The 17,933-nt window shown below is 60.7% G+C and carries 15 protein-coding genes and 1 pseudogene; 11 read left to right on the forward strand and 5 right to left on the reverse strand.

Annotated features, from left to right (window positions below):
- The first annotated feature begins 48 nt into the window (after positions 1-48).
- Positions 49-1,092 (forward strand): L,D-transpeptidase family protein, encoded by a 1,044-nt coding sequence (locus tag CZ345_RS01675; protein ID WP_077071470.1) that lies wholly within the window; start codon positions 49-51, stop codon positions 1,090-1,092.
- Between the two features lie 130 nt (positions 1,093-1,222).
- On the opposite strand, the gene CZ345_RS01680 is transcribed toward CZ345_RS01675, so the two are convergent.
- The 5 genes from CZ345_RS01680 to CZ345_RS01700 form a co-directional block, all read right to left on the reverse strand.
- Entirely contained in the window at positions 1,223-2,008 is a 786-nt protein-coding gene (locus tag CZ345_RS01680; protein WP_077071471.1) for a GntR family transcriptional regulator, read from the reverse strand.
- Positions 2,009-2,310: 302 nt separating this feature from the next.
- On the reverse strand, positions 2,311-3,312 hold the full coding sequence (gene cuyA / locus CZ345_RS01685) for a D-cysteate sulfo-lyase (protein ID WP_077071472.1): 1,002 nt from the start codon (positions 3,310-3,312) through the stop codon (positions 2,311-2,313).
- Positions 3,313-3,426: 114 nt separating this feature from the next.
- Positions 3,427-4,227: an aspartate/glutamate racemase family protein gene (locus CZ345_RS01690; protein ID WP_239446580.1), complete on the reverse strand. Its 801-nt coding sequence runs from the start codon at positions 4,225-4,227 to the stop codon at positions 3,427-3,429.
- Positions 4,228-4,229: 2 nt separating this feature from the next.
- Positions 4,230-5,438, reverse strand: coding sequence for a dicarboxylate/amino acid:cation symporter (locus CZ345_RS01695; RefSeq protein WP_077071474.1), 1,209 nt, complete (start codon positions 5,436-5,438; stop codon positions 4,230-4,232).
- Between the two features lie 559 nt (positions 5,439-5,997).
- Positions 5,998-7,263: a phenylacetate--CoA ligase family protein gene (locus tag CZ345_RS01700; RefSeq protein ID WP_077071475.1), complete on the reverse strand. Its 1,266-nt coding sequence runs from the start codon at positions 7,261-7,263 to the stop codon at positions 5,998-6,000.
- A 377-nt stretch (positions 7,264-7,640) separates the two neighbouring features.
- Between CZ345_RS01700 and der the strand changes: the two genes are divergently transcribed.
- From der to tatC, 10 genes and pseudogenes are all read left to right on the forward strand, one after another.
- Complete coding sequence (der, locus tag CZ345_RS01705; protein WP_077071476.1) at positions 7,641-9,065, forward strand: ribosome biogenesis GTPase Der; 1,425 nt, start codon at positions 7,641-7,643, stop codon at positions 9,063-9,065.
- A gap of 222 nt (positions 9,066-9,287) precedes the next feature.
- The gene (locus CZ345_RS01710; RefSeq protein WP_239446581.1) at positions 9,288-9,728 is read left to right on the forward strand and encodes a GNAT family N-acetyltransferase; all 441 of its coding nucleotides are present in this window, start codon (positions 9,288-9,290) and stop codon (positions 9,726-9,728) included.
- A 155-nt stretch (positions 9,729-9,883) separates the two neighbouring features.
- Positions 9,884-10,372 (forward strand): annotated as a pseudogene (locus CZ345_RS17265) (DUF1269 domain-containing protein); the annotation flags it as partial.
- A gap of 620 nt (positions 10,373-10,992) precedes the next feature.
- Entirely contained in the window at positions 10,993-12,450 is a 1,458-nt protein-coding gene (guaB, locus tag CZ345_RS01720; RefSeq protein ID WP_077071478.1) for an IMP dehydrogenase, read from the forward strand.
- 57 nt (positions 12,451-12,507) lie between these two features.
- Entirely contained in the window at positions 12,508-14,067 is a 1,560-nt protein-coding gene (gene guaA / locus CZ345_RS01725; RefSeq protein ID WP_077071479.1) for a glutamine-hydrolyzing GMP synthase, read from the forward strand.
- A gap of 39 nt (positions 14,068-14,106) precedes the next feature.
- Positions 14,107-15,087 carry a glutamine-hydrolyzing GMP synthase gene (gene guaA / locus CZ345_RS01730; protein ID WP_077071480.1) on the forward strand — a complete coding sequence of 327 codons (981 nt, stop codon included), beginning with the start codon at positions 14,107-14,109 and terminating at the stop codon, positions 15,085-15,087.
- 262 nt (positions 15,088-15,349) lie between these two features.
- Positions 15,350-15,823: a GNAT family N-acetyltransferase gene (locus CZ345_RS01735; RefSeq protein WP_077071481.1), complete on the forward strand. Its 474-nt coding sequence runs from the start codon at positions 15,350-15,352 to the stop codon at positions 15,821-15,823.
- A 173-nt stretch (positions 15,824-15,996) separates the two neighbouring features.
- A complete protein-coding gene (locus CZ345_RS01745) occupies positions 15,997-16,314 on the forward strand; it encodes an MGMT family protein (protein ID WP_077071483.1) in 318 nt (105 codons plus the stop codon).
- A 90-nt stretch (positions 16,315-16,404) separates the two neighbouring features.
- Positions 16,405-16,683 carry a Sec-independent protein translocase protein TatB gene (gene tatB, locus CZ345_RS01750; protein ID WP_077071484.1) on the forward strand — a complete coding sequence of 93 codons (279 nt, stop codon included), beginning with the start codon at positions 16,405-16,407 and terminating at the stop codon, positions 16,681-16,683.
- Between the two features lie 499 nt (positions 16,684-17,182).
- The gene (gene tatC / locus CZ345_RS17640) at positions 17,183-17,932 is read left to right on the forward strand and encodes a twin-arginine translocase subunit TatC (RefSeq protein ID WP_077071613.1); all 750 of its coding nucleotides are present in this window, start codon (positions 17,183-17,185) and stop codon (positions 17,930-17,932) included.
- The last annotated feature ends 1 nt before the right edge of the window (position 17,933 follow it).

The following is a 17,933-nucleotide window of genomic DNA, read 5'->3' on the forward strand; positions in this document are numbered from 1 at the left end:
CCTTCCCCCAAGTCACGAAAAGGCTCCAACACCTCAAGGAGACTCCGCTTGCCCAGGTTCCTCTACGCGCTTCTCATCTGCCTGCTTTTTCCCGCCCCGGCCTCTGCCGAATGGACGACGGGCCTCTCCTCCCATACGCCGGAGTATTTCCTTGCCGCCGACAAAAGCCGCAAGCTGCTCTTTCAGGTGGAAAGAAGAAAGGCCGACCCCGTCGTGACGCGGACATTCGACTGCATTCACGGCCGCAGAGAGGGCGACAAGCAGAAGGAAGGGGACCTGCGTACGCCGGAAGGGGTATATTTCGTCACACACAAGATAGAGCAGAAGCTCGACTTCATGGAATACGGGCCTCACGCCTTCAACCTCAACTATCCCAATCCCGCCGACCGGCTGCGAGGCAAAACCGGCGGCGGCATATGGCTGCACAGCAAGGGCCAGCCCATCGAAGGACTCACCACCCGGGGCTGCATGGCCATAGACATGTACGAAATCGAGGATCTCGTGCCCCTGCTCATTCCGGGCACGCCCGTCATCATTGCGGAACATCTGCAGGGAGCCCCCTTTGAAACTCCGCCGGAAGGCACGGCCGCGCAAGGCCTCCTTCCCTCCCTGCCGGGCGGAACAACCGTGTTCCACAGCGCGGAATCGCCCGCCGATGTCTGCCCTCCTCCCGGGAAGACTTCGGAACAGAATGTCTGCCCTCCCCTCTCCGCAACGCCTGCGCCGGATACCCGGGCGCTGCTTTCCGCCGAGGAAACGGTGCGCTGCAAGACCCTGCTATGGATGGAAAGACGCCTCGGAAAAACCGACGACATCCTCAAACTGTACGACAGAAAAAAATTCCCCCGGGGCAACAGGGAAAAAATTTCCTCCCTGCGCAAACGCCTGCGTTCGGAGTTCCAGCTCCAGCATGACGTCTTTCTCGACAGGGAAGGCATCCGTATTCTGGAAGGTCCGGGATACTGGGTTTCCTGTTTCATCAAAAGCTATGAGCGCAAGGGCGTGCTCCATCACGGCCTTCAGGCCCTGTACTGGATGCCGGACGATAAGGGCGACTGCCTCATCATCGGCGAAGTATGGATTTCCAACTGAAACACCGGAAAAAACGCGCGCCCGTTCCGGCGATGATTCCCGATACGGAAAAAGCCCGTTCGACACGGGCTTTTTTCTTCATGGCGGAACCTGCCTCTGCTCAGCGCAGGGCTTTTGCGGCGGAACATCCCTACGCCGGAAAGGAAAGGGGCGCACGGCGGAGCTTCGCTCCTCTTCCCGCCTTCTCTTCCCCATCGGGCATGTCGTCGTGCACCAGTTCGGAAAGGCGCAGGCCCACTTCCTCATAGTGCCCGCGCAGCACCGTTTCTATATGCACAAGATCCCTCTCGCGCACGGCTTCGGCAATGAGATGATGGCGGTCATAGAATTCCTTGGGCGTGAACAGGGTGCGCCAGTAGGTATAGTACAGAAACTTCGCCAAAGATGAGCAGGACGTGCGCGCCAGCTCGATAAGGCGCTCGTTGGTGCAGGCGGAAAGCAGCGTCATGTGGAACGCCTCGTCTATTTCGGTGAGCGTGTCGAGATGCACGGCGTAATTCACCTGTTCATCCAGGCGACGCACCACCTCAGCAAAGGCCGCCTCCTCCTTCGCCGTCCAGCGGTGGAGTGACTGCGCCACGGCAGCGCCTTCCAGAATACCGGCAACCACATAGCTGTCGTAAATTTCCTTGGCGCTCATGGAACGCACATATTTGCCCTTCTGCGGTTCGGAACAGATAAGCCCCTGATGCGCCAGCATGAGCAGCGCCTCACGGATGGGAGCGCGGCTGATGTTGAGCTCTTCCGATATCTGGGCTTCGCGCACGGGCTGGCCGGGTTTGAGCGCGCCGGAACGGATGAGACCGCGTATGTATGCGGCAGCCTGGATACTGTAGGTTTCTTTTTTGAACTGCATGGCGGGAAGGGGTGTTTTCCTGGTGAACGCCGCTCCGGGGGCGGAAACCGACAGAGGCATGTAAACCCTGTCGTAACAACTTACACTTGAAATGCCTCGTCTTTCAACAGCTACTTCCGCCCGGGCGGCGAAAAATTCCGCCGACTTCCGGGAAAAATGCTCCCAAGCGCCCTTTTCCGGCTTCCGGCATGGGAAAAACACCGCGTTTCTCTTTTTTCCACGAAAAATACTCTGCCCCCGGGCATCCCGCCGCGCGGCCCATTCTCCCGGAAGAACGCGGCCCATAAAAAAGCCCGCCCCCGGAAGCCGTTGCCGACAACCGGAGGCGGGGGAGGGGTTGTTGATGCCTGAACGCTCAGATCCTACTTACGGAAGGTGGGCAGGTAGGCGTACAGAGCGGGAGAGCCGCCGGTGTGCAGGAAGAGCACGTTGGCGCCCTTGGGGAAGTGATCCTTGCGGATGAGGTCGATCATGCCGGCCATGGCCTTGCCGCTGTACACGGGGTCGAGCAGGATGGCTTCGGTACGGGCAAGCATCTTCACGGCTTCGATCATGCCGTCGTTGGGGATGGAGTAGCCGGGCTGATAGTAGTCGCCGTAGCACACGACCTTTTCTTCAGGAAGCTGCACGCCGGCGCCGATGTAATCGAGGGTGGCCTGGGCCAGCTTGTGCACGAGAGCCTGCTGCACGTTGCCGGGACGGCTCACGTCGATACCGGACATGGGGATGTCCATGTTGTTGCCGTAGAAGCCGGCGATCATGCCGGCATGGGTGCCGGCGCTGCCGCTGGGCACGATCACATGGTCGAAGTTGATGCCCATGGAGAACATCTGCTGCATGATTTCCTGCGCGCAGGAAACATAGCCCAGAGCGCCGATGGGGTTGGAAGCGCCGCCGGGGATGATGTAGGGCTTTCTGCCTTCCGCACGCAGCTTTTCCGCCACCTTTTCCATTTCTTCCATCATGGGAGAGCCGCCGGGCACCACGGTGATGCTCTTCACGCCCAGAAGCTGATACAGGAAGTTGTTGCCGGAAGCTTCGGGGTTGTAGCTGTCCTTCACGCGTTCTTCCAGCACCAGATGGCAGTCGAGGCCTTCATGCACGGCCCAGGCGAGGGTCAGGCGGCAGTGGTTGGACTGCACCGCGCCGCAGGTGATGAGGGTATCGGCGCCCTGAGCGATGGCGTCGGCGATGCTGAAGTCGAGCTTGCGGGTCTTGTTGCCGCCGGCGCAGCCGGGGAGCAGGTCGTCGCGCTTGATGTACACGTTGACCTTGTTGCCCAGAGCCTTGGAAAAGTTGGGAAGATACTCGATGGGGGTGACTTCCTTGACATAGCCGCGACGGGGGAACTTGGCGAGATTCATGGTGTTTCCTTCTCTTCAGGGTGAAAGCGGGACTCAGGGGGCGAATCTGCGGGCCCCGGCGGGAATCCCCGCACGGGAAAGCCCCGGGAAAAGCAGCCTGAGGTGCCGTTCGTTCTAAAAATCCGCAACCTGCTTAAGTCGTTCCGGGCAACTGGCCCGGATCAGTTCCTGCGCGAGCACGCTTGTGGCGTCCACGACGGGAGTATCGTACAGAACGGACTCGGTGACCGCTACCGGAATTTCCGTGCAGCCAAGGAGTACGGCATCCACATGCCTTACCTCCACCAGACGGCGCGCGGCGTCAAGCAGTATCTGCCGCGCACGGGGAGTCACCGGGTCGGAAAAGGCCTTGATGCCGAAGGCGGGATCGCTGATGGCGCGCTGCACCATGGCGCATTCCTCTTCATCGGGAAGTACGGGCTCAAGACCCGCCTTTTCCAGCGCATCCTGATACAGACGGGTACGGAGCGTGGCCACCGTGCCCATGAGCCCTATGCGCCCGGAACCGGGGCAGAGAGCGCTCACATGCTTCACCGCGCTTTCGATGATGGACACGAAGGTCACGTCAAGGCCGGTAGCCTGCAGGCGCTCCAGCGCGGTGTTCAGAATGCGGGGGCTGTGCGCCGTATTGCACGGCATACCTATGACCCTCGCGCCGTTTTCGGCAAGCTGCGCCATGATGCCGCCGATGTCCTCTCCCGGATTCTCCCTGGTTTCACCCAGCAGGAAGGCGGGCCTCTCCGGGATCCAGCCGGGGAAGGAATGCAGCATGATGGGCAGGTGCTCCTGATCCGTGCCGGCCTTCGTCCAGCGGAAGATCTTTCGCACGAGGTCATACCCCGCATAGGGGCCGAGCCCCCCCACGATACCTATGGTGCGGGGCTCGGGCAGATGATCGAAAAAGCGTTGAACCACGGTTATTCCCTGCATTCGCCGTTGTTTTCCAGCTTGGAAACCAGAAGGGCGCCGGTGGCGTCGCCGAGAACGTTGATGGTGGTGCGGGCCATGTCCATGATACGGTCCACGCCGGCGATGAGGGCGATGGCTTCCAGCGGAATGCCTACCTGCGTGAAGACCATGGTGATCATGATGAGGGCCGCGCCGGGCACGCCCATGGAGCCGATGGAGGCGAGCACCGCCAGCAGAATGACGGTGAGCTGCTTATCCAGAGGCATGGGAATACCGTACACTTCCGCCGCGAAAATGGCCGCCACGCCCATGTAGATGGCCGCGCCGTCCATATTGATGGTGTTGCCGAGGGGGATGGAGAAGCTGGACACGGACTTGGAGGCGCCGAGCTTCTGCACGGAAAGCAGGTTGGAGGAAAGAGCCGCCGCGCTGGAGCAGGTGGAGAAGGAAATGATGAGAGGTTCGGTCAGTCCCTTCAGGAAGGTGGAAGGCGTAAGCCCGGCCACGCGGGCGCAGGGCAGATACACCGCGAGCACCTGAATGAGGCAGGCCAGATACATGACCGCCACCAGCTTGATGAGGGGCAGCAGCACGGAGAGACCGTGGTTGGCCACGGTGAAGGCCATGAGGCCGAACACGCCGATGGGGGCGTAGTGCATGACGATGCCCGTCACCTTGATCATGACTTCGGCGCAGGAGTCGAAGAACACGAAGGCGGGACGGCCCTTCTCACCCAGCATACTGAGCGCGAAGCCGAACAGGATGGCGAAGAAGATGACCTGGAGCATGTTGCCCTTGGCCAGGGCGTCGATGGGATTCAGGGGCACGATGTCCATGAGCACCTTGATGAGCGGAGGAGCGGAAACGTCCTTCACCGCAAGATTTTCCATGGAAAGCGTAAGCCCGAGTCCGGGACGGATGATATTGGCGAGAATGAGGCCGATGACCACGGCCACGGTGGTGGTGAGCAGGTAGTAGATCAGCGTCTTGGAGGCCACGCGTCCGAGTTCCTTCACGTCGCACACGCTCGCCGCGCCCGCCACAAGGGTGGTGAACACAAGCGGAACCACCACCATGCGGACCAGGGTGATGAACAGATCGCCGAGAGGTTTGAACCAGCTCGCGTCGATGCTGATGGAAGGAGCCATGGCGCCGACGATGACGCCGAGTAACATGCCGATGCCCATCTGGGCGGGAAGACCTAAACGCTTTGACATAGCAACTCTCAAGGAAAAATACGTTGTACTCTTCGCGCGTCCCGCCTGATCCGAAGAGCGCTTCCGCCTCTGCAGCCATCATACGCGGACGTCTCTGCCGCCTGTTCTGTCTGCTGCCCCAGCCTCCTTATGTTTCAAACATCGCCCGCTTCCGGGCGGCATGAGGAAAACTCCAGCCTTCGGAACATTCCCGGAACACGGCCGCAGTATGCGGCGCTCCGACGAAGAACATTCCGGCCTTCCGGCCGTTTAGAGAAAAACGGCACAAGAAGAATGTCGAATGTCGACATTTTTAAAAAATTTCTGTGTTTTGTCAAGACGGGGATACAGGATGACGCCCCTTCTCCGGCAGTTTCTTCCCATGCCCCGCAAACGGAACGGCCCTGCGGGGAAACCTGCTTCACAGGCACAGGTTCCGACGCCGACTCCCGGTTCCTTCCTCCCTTCCCGGCAGAAAAAAAATATAAAACGGTCCGGCGGAAACAAAAAAGCCGCCCGGAGGCGGCTTGAGAAAGGCCGGTCCTGCGGTGCGCGCAAGGCGCACCGCAGGGAATGTTCGTTAGTCCCAGACGCGCTTGTCTTCGATGGGCTTGATCTGAGGAGGCAGGCTGCCCGGAGCAAGAATGCGCAGTTCCGGGCGCAGCTTGATGCGTTCGCGGAACAGATGCTGGAGCTCTTCCTTGCGCTTGAAGTTGCTCGCTTCCACATACAGCACCATTTCGTCCACACCGCCGGGGTTGGTGACCTCGATCTGCCAGCGCTTGATTTCCTCGAAGCGGGCCATGACCTGTTCCACCTGATGGGGGTAGACGAACATGCCCTTGATGCGGGCGGTGGTGTCCACACGCCCCACGATGCTGCCGAGGCGGGGGCTGGTACGGCCGCAGGAGCAGGGCGTACGGTCAATGTAGGAAAGGTCGCCCGTGGCAAGACGGATGAGCGGATAGGTCTTGTTGAAGGCCGTGACCACCACTTCGCCCACTTCACCGTCCTTGAGCGGAATACCGGTATCGGGATGGCAGATTTCCACGTAGCAGCGGTTGGAGATGTGCAGGCCGTTCTTCTGGAAGCACTCGTAGCCTATGCAGCCCACGTCGGCGGTGCCGTAGCCCTGGCGCATGATGATGTCGTACTTCTTTTCCATCTGGCTGCGGATCTTCTCGGAAAGGCGCTCGCCGGTCACGAAGGCCACTTCCAGGAAGAGGTCCTTGCGCAGGTTGAGCCCCTTTTCCTCGGCGCGCTGGGCAAGATGCATGAGGAAGCTCGGCGTACCCACATAACCGGAAACGCGCAGCTTCTGCATGATGTCGAGCTGCGTGGCCGCGTCGGTGGGACCGGCGGGAATGGAGGCGCAGCCCAGGTTGCGCAGAGGCTCTTCAAACATCAGGCCCGCAGGCGCGAGATGATAGTTGAAGGTCACCTGCACGGCGTCGCCGGGACGGAAGCCCACGGAATAGAAGGCTTCGGTGTAGCCCCAGTAATCGTCGTTGCGGTCTTCCGGGTCGAAAATGGGACCGGGGGAAAGGAAGACGCGGCGCAGTTCGCCGATATCCTTGGTGAGCAGACCGCCGAGACGCGGGCCCATGGTCTGCAGGAAGATGAGTTCCTTCTTCTTAAGGATGGGAATATGCTTGAGGTCGGAAAGCGTCTTGAACTTCTCGACGTTGAACTGGGCACGGTCGAAACGCTTCTTCACGTCTTCCGAATAGCGGTAGGCGTAGGAAAGCAGGTCCTTGAGCTGGATAAGGTTATACTGGCGGCGTTCGCTCTCGTCGAGCACTTCGCGGCGGCTGTAAATTCCTTCCGTACGGTCTTTGCGGGTCATGGCGGGACTCCGTGATAGAGATATGTCTTTCTGGAACGGAAAAAACGTTTTTATAGACGAATTGAGGAAATATTGCAAGGATTTTTTTATTTTTTATTATATTTCAATAGGTTATATAGCATATCAGCCCATCTTGATCTTCTCCCGCCGAGGGGGGTATCCTGAAAAAGGTTGGACAGAAGCCGCCCTTGGGCGTAAAAGATTGCCTCCGTTCTTTCCGACGGGGAGCATGTTGCGCCTGCCTGAGTCCTCCCGAAACGCTCCTTCTGCGTGCGGCAGACGTTCCTGAAAAGAGCCTGCGCAGGGTGCAGGCCGTCAGCGCTTCCGGCCCGCCGGAAAACAACGATCCAAACCAAAACATAACGAGGTGCCCGCCCATGATGCCCAAAGTCGTTCTGCTGGGACGCCCCAATGTGGGCAAGTCCACCCTGTTCAACCGCCTTATCCGCAGCAACCGCGCCATCACGCATGACCGCCCCGGCGTCACGCGCGACCGTATGGAAGGCGTGGTGCGTTCGCGCTACGGCCGCGATTTCGCCATCGTCGACACGGGCGGCATCACGCTCGATCATCATCAGGCCGTGGCCGAAGGCCCCGCGGGCATACGCGGTTTCGAAGCCGATATTCTGCGCCAGGCCGAAGCCGCCCTGAAGGAAGCCGACGTCATCTGCATGGTGGTGGACGGAAAGGACGGTCTCATGCCCTTCGACGAGCACCTCGCCGCATACCTGCGCAAATGCGACAAGCCCATACTGCTGGTGGTGAACAAGGTGGACGGCGCGGAAAAGGAAGAACTGCTGCTTGCGGAATTCCACGGTCTGGGCTTTCCCCTCATCGCCTGCTCCGCCGAACACGGGCACAACCTGCGCGCCCTTGAAGAAGAAATCCGCGATCTTCTCCCCGAAGACGACGATTTCGACGACGAGGAAGAAAGCGAAGAAAAGGAAGACCTGGAAGAAGACCGCGACAGACCCGGGGTACGCCGCCGCAAGGTTACCGATCACCTCCGGCTGTGCCTGCTGGGCCGCCCCAACGCGGGCAAGTCGTCCATGACCAACGCCTTCATCGGAGAAGACCGCATGATCGTGAGCGATCAGGCGGGCACCACGCGCGACAGCGTGGACGTAACGGTGGAAAAGAACGGCAAAACCTACACCTTCGTAGATACCGCCGGCGTTCGCCGCCGTTCGCGCATCACCGACACGGTGGAACGCTTTTCCGTGAACTCCTCCCTAAAGAGCACCACCAAGGCCGACGTGACCTTTCTTCTGCTCGACGCCACGGAAGGACTCACCACGCAGGACAAGCGCCTCATCGAACTTCTCGACGAACGCAAGACGCCCTTCCTCATCATCGTGAACAAGATGGACCTCATCCCCGTCAAAGCGCGCACCGAACTCATGAAGAATCTTCAGGAAGAACTGAGCTTCTGCTGCCATGTGCCGCTGGTTCCCACCTCCGCGCGCACGGGCGAAGGCCTCAACAGGCTCATTCCCCTTGCGGAGCGCATCTATGCCGAATGCGGTACCCGCGTTTCCACCGGTCTGCTCAACCGTGCCATGGAAGAAACCCTGACGCGGCATCAGGCTCCCGTGGTGCGCCGCGTGCGGCCCAAGTTCTTCTACCTCACCCAGGCGGAAAGCGAACCGCCCACCTTCGTCTGCTTCGTGAACGACGCCGACCGCGTGGCCGATTCCTACGCCCGCTATCTGGAGCGTTCCCTTCGCCGCATCTTCGGCATACGGCACGCGCCCATGCGCCTGCATCTGCGCTCCGCCCACGCCAAGAAGGAAAAAAAATAGCGCCGAGCCTCTCTTTCCGGCCGGGCCTGCCGATGCGGGTCCGGCCGCGTCGTATATACGCCATGGCGCGCCCCGGTTCATCCGGGAAAGGCACCTCCTGCCCCCTTGCGTAAAAATCCGCATCATGCGCCGCCGTCCTGCCGACAGCGGCGGCTCTTTCTCTCTTCCGGGAGAAAATCACCGGGCCTCTTCTGCCGCAAGGCGGCCGGTACGGGAACAATCATGAACATGGAAAACGTGAAACTTCGCTCAAAAGCGCTTCTTGAAGAACTTCTTCCTGTCTGGGAATCCTCGGTTCGCGCCACGCACCACTTTCTTTCCCCTCAGGACATCGACATGCTGCGCCCTCTGGTGATGGACGCTCTCCGGGAGGTTCCCGAGCTCTTCGTCGCCCGGGAAGAGGGCAGGGCCGTCGCGTTCATGGGCATGGACGGCCGGAATGTGGACATGCTCTTCGTAGACGCGGCCTTCCGGGGCCGAGGCGCAGGCGGCGCGCTTCTGCGCCTCGCCGTCAGGCTCGGAGCCCGGTTCGTGGACGTGAACGAACAGAACCCGGAGGCGCTTTCCTTCTACCGGCACATGGGATTCACCGTTGCGGGAAGAGAGGAAAAGGACGGTCTGGGCCTTCCCTTCCCCATACTGCACCTTTGCCTGCATGTATGATATTTTCCCATGATACTCCTTCGTATGAGAGCCGCGTAAACGCCACAGGCCATGCGCTTGTTGAAAAATAAACTTGTACCTTCCAGGCTTTTCTTTCACAAAACTCATGGATTTTTTTCATCGCTCCTGCTATAGAAAAGAAAAAAGGAGGTTCCATGAGTACTCTCGTTGTTGTTGCCTACCCCAATGAGTTTCAGGCAGAAGAAGTGCGTCTGCGCCTTCTTAAAATGCAGAAGGAATATCTTGTCGACCTGGAAGATGCGGTCATCGCCATCCGCAAGGAAAACGGCAGGATCAAGCTGCTCCAGCTCCACAATCTCACCGGCGCGGGTGCGCTTTCCGGCGGCTTCTGGGGCCTTCTCGTCGGCCTTCTGTTCATGAATCCTCTGCTCGGCGCAGCCGTAGGCGCGGGAGCGGGCGCCGTTTCCGGGGCGCTGGCCGACGTGGGTATCGACGATGCCTTCATGAAGGACCTGGGCCGGAACCTCAGACCCGGCGGTTCCATGCTCTTCGTGCTTTTCCGCAGCATCACCATGGACAAGGCCCTGAAGGAACTGGAAGGCACGGGCGGCACCATCATACAGACCTCCCTTTCCCATGAAGATGAGGAACGCCTCCGCAAAGCCATGGACGGCGCCGACGCCGGCCATGAATGCGATGCCGCGGAAGAGGCCATCTCCCGCAATGCGGGCAAAAGTTCCAACCTGCGCTGCGCGCCTGTGGAAAACGCCCCCGACGATGAAAGCGAGTGCGACGCGGCGGAAGAAACCATCTCCAGAAACGCGGGCAAGGCGTCCAATCTCCGCTGCGGCGGCTCCGCCGGAGAAAAAGACGCTCCTGCGGAAGAATTTGCCGTGAACACCGAGTGCGACGCCGCGGAAGAAGCCATTTCCCGCAATGCCGGCAAGAACTCCAACCTGCGCTGCGCCCCGGCCGAAGAATCCGCCGGAAGCGAATGCGATCCTGCGGAGGAGGCCATTTCCAGAAACGCCGACAGGAGCTCCAATCTGCGCTGCTGAACCTGAGGCGCTCCGAACTATACCGGCCGGGAATCTTTCCCGGCTTTTTTTTCGCCACCTTCCCCGGCATCACCGGGAAGAGACGCTCCGGCATCGACAAAAAAACGCCGGAAAACGCCAGGCCGGGAACGCCCCTCCCCGCGCCCGCTTTCGGGGAAGGGGCGGCGGCCAAGGTTGACAGTGGCAGGTCTCATAGATATTCTGACCTATCTTTTTCCGAATTTAATCCAACCCTGGAGGAAAATATGGCCACTGTGCTTGGCAAGGCATTGACATTCGACGATGTCCTTCTGGTTCCCGAGTATTCGGAAGTCACCCCGGACATGGTCGACGTGTCGGCATGGCTGACTCCCAGCATCAAACTGGGCGTACCCTTCATCTCCGCCGCCATGGATACCGTGACGGAAGCGGAAATGGCCATCTCCATGGCCCGTCAGGGCGGCATCGGCATCATCCATAAGAATATGGACGTCGCCCGTCAGCGCCTTGAAGTGGAAAAGGTCAAGAAGTCCGAAAGCGGCATGATCCTCGACCCCGTCACCGTGGCTCCCGACGACACGGTGCAGCACGCCCTGGATCTCATGTCCGACTTCCGCGTTTCCGGCCTGCCCGTGGTAAAGAACAGCGCACTTGTGGGCATTCTGACCAACCGCGACGTGCGCTTCGTCACCGAGCCGCAGACCACCCTCGTCTGTGAAGTGATGACCCGCGAAAACCTCGTTACCGTGCCCGTGGGCACCACCCTCGAGGAAGCCAAGCATCACCTGCACGCCCACCGCATCGAAAAGCTCCTCGTGGTGGATGAAAACCGCCAGCTGCGCGGCCTCATCACCATGAAGGACATCGACAAGGTGCAGCAGTACCCCTACGCCAGCAAGGACGACAAGGGCCGTCTGCGCGTGGGCGCCGCCGTGAGCATCAGCAAGGACTGCGAATACCGCGCCTCCGAACTGCTCGCCGCCGGTGTGGACGTTCTGGTGCTCGACTGCGCTCACGGCCATTCCGCCAACGTGCTGCGCAGCGTGGAAATGCTGCGTTCCACCTTCCCGAACTGCCAGCTCATCGCGGGCAACATCGCCACCTATGAAGGCGCCAAGGCCCTCATCAAGGCCGGCGCCGACACCGTGAAGGTGGGCATCGGACCCGGCTCCATCTGCACCACCCGCGTGGTGGCCGGCGTGGGCGTGCCCCAGGTCACGGCCGTCATGGAAGGCAGCCGTGCCGCCCGTGAAGCCGACCGCTGCTGCATTGCCGACGGCGGTCTCAAGTTCTCCGGCGACATCGTGAAGGCTCTCGCCTGCGGCGCCCATTCCGTCATGATCGGCAGCATGCTTGCCGGTACCGACGAAAGCCCGGGCGAAACCATTCTCTACCAGGGCCGCGCCTACAAGACCTACCGCGGCATGGGTTCCATCGACGCCATGCGTTCCGGCAGCGCGGACCGCTACTTCCAGAACCCCACCAAGAAGCTGGTGCCCGAGGGCATCGTGGGCCGCGTGCCCGCCCGCGGCCCCGTGGCCGACACCGTCTTCCAGCTTGTGGGCGGCCTGCGTTCCGGCATGGGCTACCTCGGCGCCGCCACGCTTGATGAACTGTACGAAAAGGCCCACATGGTGGAAATTTCCGCCTCCGGCCTGCGCGAAAGCCACGTGCACGACGTCATCATCACCAAGGAAGCCCCCAACTACAAGGTCGAAAACTAACCGAACGGCCCTGCCCAGCCTGCACAGGCGGGCAGGGCCTTACTTTCCGGAACACTCATGTCCAAAGTCATCATTCTCGACTTCGGTTCCCAGGTCACGCAGCTCATCGCCCGGCGTGTGCGTGAAGCCGGAGTCTATTCCGAAATTCATCCCTGCGTGATCTCCGCCGCCGAAGTGGCCGCCATGCATCCCGACGCCGTCATTCTTTCCGGCGGTCCGGCCAGCGTGGGGGAAAAAGACGCCCCCCGCCTCGACAGAGGCATTCTCGAACTCGGCGTGCCCGTGCTCGGCATCTGCTACGGTATGCAGCTTCTCGCCCATGAACTCGGCGGAGAACTCGCCCAGTCGGAAACCCGGGAATACGGCCCGGCCGACCTGGAAAAAGTTGCCGACTGCCCCCTGTGGGACGGCATGACCGGCTTTGCCGGGGGCAAAAGCTCCCGCGTGTGGATGTCCCACGGCGACAAGGTGCAGACGCCTCCGCCCGGATTCATCGTCACCGGCCGCACCGCCACGCTGGACGTGGCCGCCATGAGCTGCGAAGAGCGCGGCATCTACGCTCTGCAGTTCCACCCCGAAGTGCATCACTCCGAGGAAGGCGCCCTGATGATCCACAACTTCCTCTTCAAGGTGGCGCACATCGCTCCCGACTGGTCCATGAGCTCCTTTGTGGAACGCGTGGTCAGAGAAGTGCGGGAAACCGTGGGCGAAAGCCATGTCATCTGCGCCCTTTCCGGCGGCGTGGATTCCACCGTGGTGGCCGTGCTGCTGCACAAGGCCATCGGCCATCAGCTTCACTGCATTTTCGTGGACAACGGCGTTCTCAGGCAGAACGAGGGCGAACAGGTGGTGGGTTACCTGCGCGAACATTTCAACCTGAACCTCAAATACGTTCAGGCCGCCGACCTCTTCCTCGATCTGCTTTCCGGCGTGGACGACCCGGAAAAGAAGCGCAAGATCATCGGCCACACCTTCATCGATGTTTTCGACAAGGAAGCCCAGGCCATCAAGGACGCCGGACACGACGTGAAGTTCCTCGCCCAGGGCACCCTGTACCCCGACGTCATCGAATCCGTGTCCTACAAGGGCCCCAGCGCCGTCATCAAAAGCCATCACAACGTGGGCGGCCTGCCGGAAAAGATGAACATGAAGCTCATCGAACCCCTGCGCGAACTCTTCAAGGACGAAGTGCGCGCCGTGGGCGCGGAGCTCGGCATTCCCGAATCCATTCTGTGGCGTCATCCCTTCCCCGGCCCGGGACTCGCCATCCGCATCATCGGCGAAGTGACCCGCGAACGCCTGGACATTCTGCGCAGGGCCGACGTCATCGTCATGGACGAACTGCGTTCCTCCGGCTGGTACCGCAAGGTATGGCAGGGCTTTGCCGTGCTTCTGCCGCTCAAGACCGTGGGCGTCATGGGCGACGGCCGCACCTATGAGCATGTGGTCGCGCTGCGCATCGTGGAAAGCGTGGACGCCATGACCGCGGACTGGGCGCGCCTGCCCGACGACCTTCTGGCCAGAATCTCCGGCCGCATCATCAACGAAGTGAAGGGCGTCAACCGCGTGGTGTACGACATCTCCTCCAAGCCGCCGTCCACCATCGAATGGGAATAATCCAGAGAATCTTCAATCCTTCCTTTTGAGGAGAACATCATGTCCAGCAATGTCCGCCCCGAATCCATGGCCCGCATCAACACCGAGGCTCTCGCCCAGGCCTTCATCGAAGAACAGGTGAAGGCTCTGCGCGAACAGATCGGCGACAAGAAGGTGCTGCTCGCCCTTTCCGGCGGCGTGGATTCCTCCGTTGTGGCCGCCCTGCTCATCAAGGCCGTCGGCCGGCAGCTCGTCTGCGTGCACGTCAATCACGGCCTCCTGCGCAAGGGTGAACCCGAACAGGTGGTTGAAGTCTTCCGCAATCAGATGAAGGCCAACCTTGTGTATGTGGACGCCGTGGAACGCTTCCTGAACAAGCTCGAAGGCGTTTCCGAACCGGAGCAGAAGCGCAAGATCATCGGCGCGGAATTCATCCGCGTGTTTGAAGAAGAAGCCCGCAAGCAGGAAGGCATCGAATTCCTGGCTCAGGGCACCATCTATCCCGATATTCTGGAAAGCGGCACCGTCAAGGCCCACCACAACGTGGGCGGCCTGCCCGAAGACCTGCAGTTCTCCCTCGTGGAACCGCTGAAGTTCCTGTTCAAGGATGAAGTGCGCGTGGTGGGCAAGGCCCTCGGCCTGCCCGACGGCATGGTGTACCGCCAGCCCTTCCCCGGCCCCGGTCTCGGCGTGCGCTGCCTCGGCGCCATCACCCGCGACCGCCTCGAAGCCGTGCGTGAATCCGACGCCATTCTGCGTGAGGAATTCGCCAAAAACGGCCTGGAAGGCAAGGTATGGCAGTACTTCACCGTGGTGCCGAACTTCAAGTCCGTGGGCGTGTCCGACGGCAAACGCACCTTCGCCTACCCGGTGATCATCCGTGCCGTCAACACCGTGGACGCCATGACCGCCACCGTGGAAGACGTGCCCTTCTCCCTGCTGCAGCACATCACCGACCGCATCACCAAGGAAGTGAGCGGCGTCAACCGCGTGCTCTTCGACCTTACGCCGAAGCCCGTGGGCACCATCGAGTGGGAATAAGAACCTCCGCCCCGAAGGCCTAAGGCCTCCGGGGCTTTTCGTATCTGAAAGGCGCGTGCAGGGTCGCGAGCATGACACCGCGGCACGGAAAGCCCGCGAAGCGCCCGGACGGGCTTTCCGGCGCATCAGCAGAGCATGACCGGGCCCCCGGAGACACGGAAGGAACCTGTCTTCCCCGCCTCGGCCGTACCCGGCCCTCGCGCCTTGCGGAGAAACCTTTCCCTGCGGAAAACGCCTTGTTCATCCCCTTGCAGGAAACGCCATGAATTGCCTCATCCGCCCCATGAAGGAAGAGGAATACCCGCTTCTGGAAGACTTTCTCCATGAAGCAGTATTCCAGAAGGAAGGGGAAGAAAAAGCCCCCCGGAGCATCATCCGTCTTCCCGCCCTTTATGCGTATATCGAAGAGTTCGGCGCCAGAAAAGGCGATCTCTGTTTCTGCGCCGAGGCGGAAGGAAGGGTGGTCGGGGCAGTATGGGTGCGCCTCATGCAGGGCTTCGGACATGTGGATGAGGAAACGCCGGAACTTGCCGTGGCCCTGTATGCGCCCTTCCGGGGCAGAGGGTGGGGAAGCGCCCTCATGACGCGCATGCTCAGGGAGCTGAAGGCCCGGGGCTGCACAAAAACTTCTCTTTCCGTGCACAGGGAAAACCCTGCGCTGAAGCTGTACCGCAGACTCGGCTACCGCACGGTAAAAGAACGGGACGAAGACCTGATCCTGGAATATGTTTTCTGACACGGCGCAAAAACGCGCTCCAAGGCACGTCGCCGGCTTCTGGCGCAGAAGAAAAACGGCCGGCGAGGCAGAAAAACAAAAACGTCCCCTTCCCTCTTCCGGCGGCTTTTTCGTGCCGCCTTTCCGGTACCCCAAAACCGGCCAAGCCCCTTTTCCCTTTGACGGAGAGCGTCATGAACTTTTTTGAAAGAGTGTACGACATCGTCCGTTCGGTTCCGCCCGGGCAGGTCATCAGCTACGGGCAGGTGGCGTTTCTCGCGGGCAACGGACGCATGGCCCGCCAGGTGGGGTGGGCGCTGCACGTCTGCCCAGAGGAAGGCGTGCCCTGGCACAGAGTCGTACGCAAGGACGGTTCCCTTCCTTCTCTTTCCGAAGAAAGCGCCGCAAGACAGCGCCGTCTGCTGGAAGAAGAAGGCGTTGCCTTCGATGGGGAGGGACGCGTTCTGCGCATATACTTTGAGGGCGGCCCGGAGAAAGCGCTCCCGGCGTGATGCGGAACAAGGATGCACTTGAAGGCCCACAAACGATATGCTACCGTCCAGAGCTGACGGAGAGATAACCCTCGCGAGGAGTTTTTATAGATGTTCGGCATCGGCAGTACAGAATTGCTGGTCATCCTGGTTGTGGCGCTTCTGGTTCTCGGCCCCAAGAACCTGCCCAAGATAGCCCATACCCTTGGCCGCGCCATGGGCGAGTTCCGCCGTGTTTCCACGGAGTTCCAGCGCACCCTCAATACGGAAATCGCCTTTGAGGAAGAAGCGGAGAAGGCAAAGGCCAGAAAGGCCGCCGCCGGAGCCGAAACGGAAAAGGCCGCAGCACAGGTCAAAAATGCTGAGACGGATACGGAAAACAAGGCCTGAGCGGGCGGACGGCATGGAAAACAAAGACATCATCAATCCCCCTGTGACTGGAGGGGAGCCCTCCGACGACGCCGTGAACAAGGCTGAGCCGGATATGGCTTCCTATTACGCTTCCGCAGCTTCGGCCGCCTCCACGGGGTACGAATTTTCCAAGGATGAAACCGGAAAAGGCGACGATTCCGGTGAAAGTTCCGCCCCTGCGGCTCCGGGAGAAGATGCTCCCGCTGAAAACGCCGACAAAAACGAAGGGGACGCGCCCGCCGACACCGCCGATATTTTCGACGACGGCAGCCCCCACGGGCCGCTGAATCTCTTCGGAGAAAATGCCGGAGAGGACGGTCGGGAGCAGCCTGAGAAAGAGCCGGAAACTCCCGTGGAAAACAGCGGGGAAGAAAAGCCCGCCTCCGAGGTGCCCGCCTTTGCAGCCTTCCAGGCTCCGGAAAAAAAGCAGGAAGAACCCGAAGAGGACGAGGAGGAAGGCGCGGAAGACGACGTGCCCATGAGCATCATGGGGCATCTCAACGAACTCAGGCGTCGGCTTTTCCGCATCGTCATCATCGTTCTTCTCGGCTTCGTGGCGTTCTACGGCGTATCCGAACCGCTGTACGCCTTCCTTTCCGCCCCTCTTCAGGCCTGTATGCCGGAGGGCAGCAAGCTCATCTACACCTCTCCGCAGGGAGCCTTCTTCACCTATATGAAGGTGGCCCTCGTGGCCTCGCTGTTCGGCACGAGTCCCTTCAGCTTCTATCAGCTCTGGGCCTTCATCGCGCCGGGCCTGTACCGTGAGGAACGGCGGGCGGTACTGCCGCTGGCCTTCTTCTCCTCCATCTTCTTCCTGGCGGGCGCGGCGTTCTGCTTCTTCCTGGTGTTCCCCATCGCCTTCAAGTTCTTCATGGGCTTCGCCACGGAAACCATCGTGCCCATGATATCGGTGGAGGAATACCTCAGCTTTGCGCTCAAGCTCCTCATCGCCTTCGGACTGGTGTTCGAAATGCCGCTGTTCGCGTATTTTCTTTCGCGCTTCGGCCTGCTCACCCCCGAGTTCATGCGCCGCACAAGGCGTTACGCCATACTGGTCATCTTCATCGTGGCCGCCATTCTCACCCCGCCGGACGTCTTCTCCCAGTGCCTCATGGCCCTGCCCATGCTGCTTCTCTACGAGGTGAGCATCTATGTTTCGGCCATGGCGTACAAGAAGAAGGATTCCGGCGACGCTTCGGAAAAAAGCGAAGGGAAAAAGGAGGCCTGAC

This window comes from Mailhella massiliensis, assembly GCF_900155525.1.
In the GTDB taxonomy this organism is placed as follows: Bacteria; Desulfobacterota; Desulfovibrionia; order Desulfovibrionales; family Desulfovibrionaceae; genus Mailhella; species Mailhella massiliensis.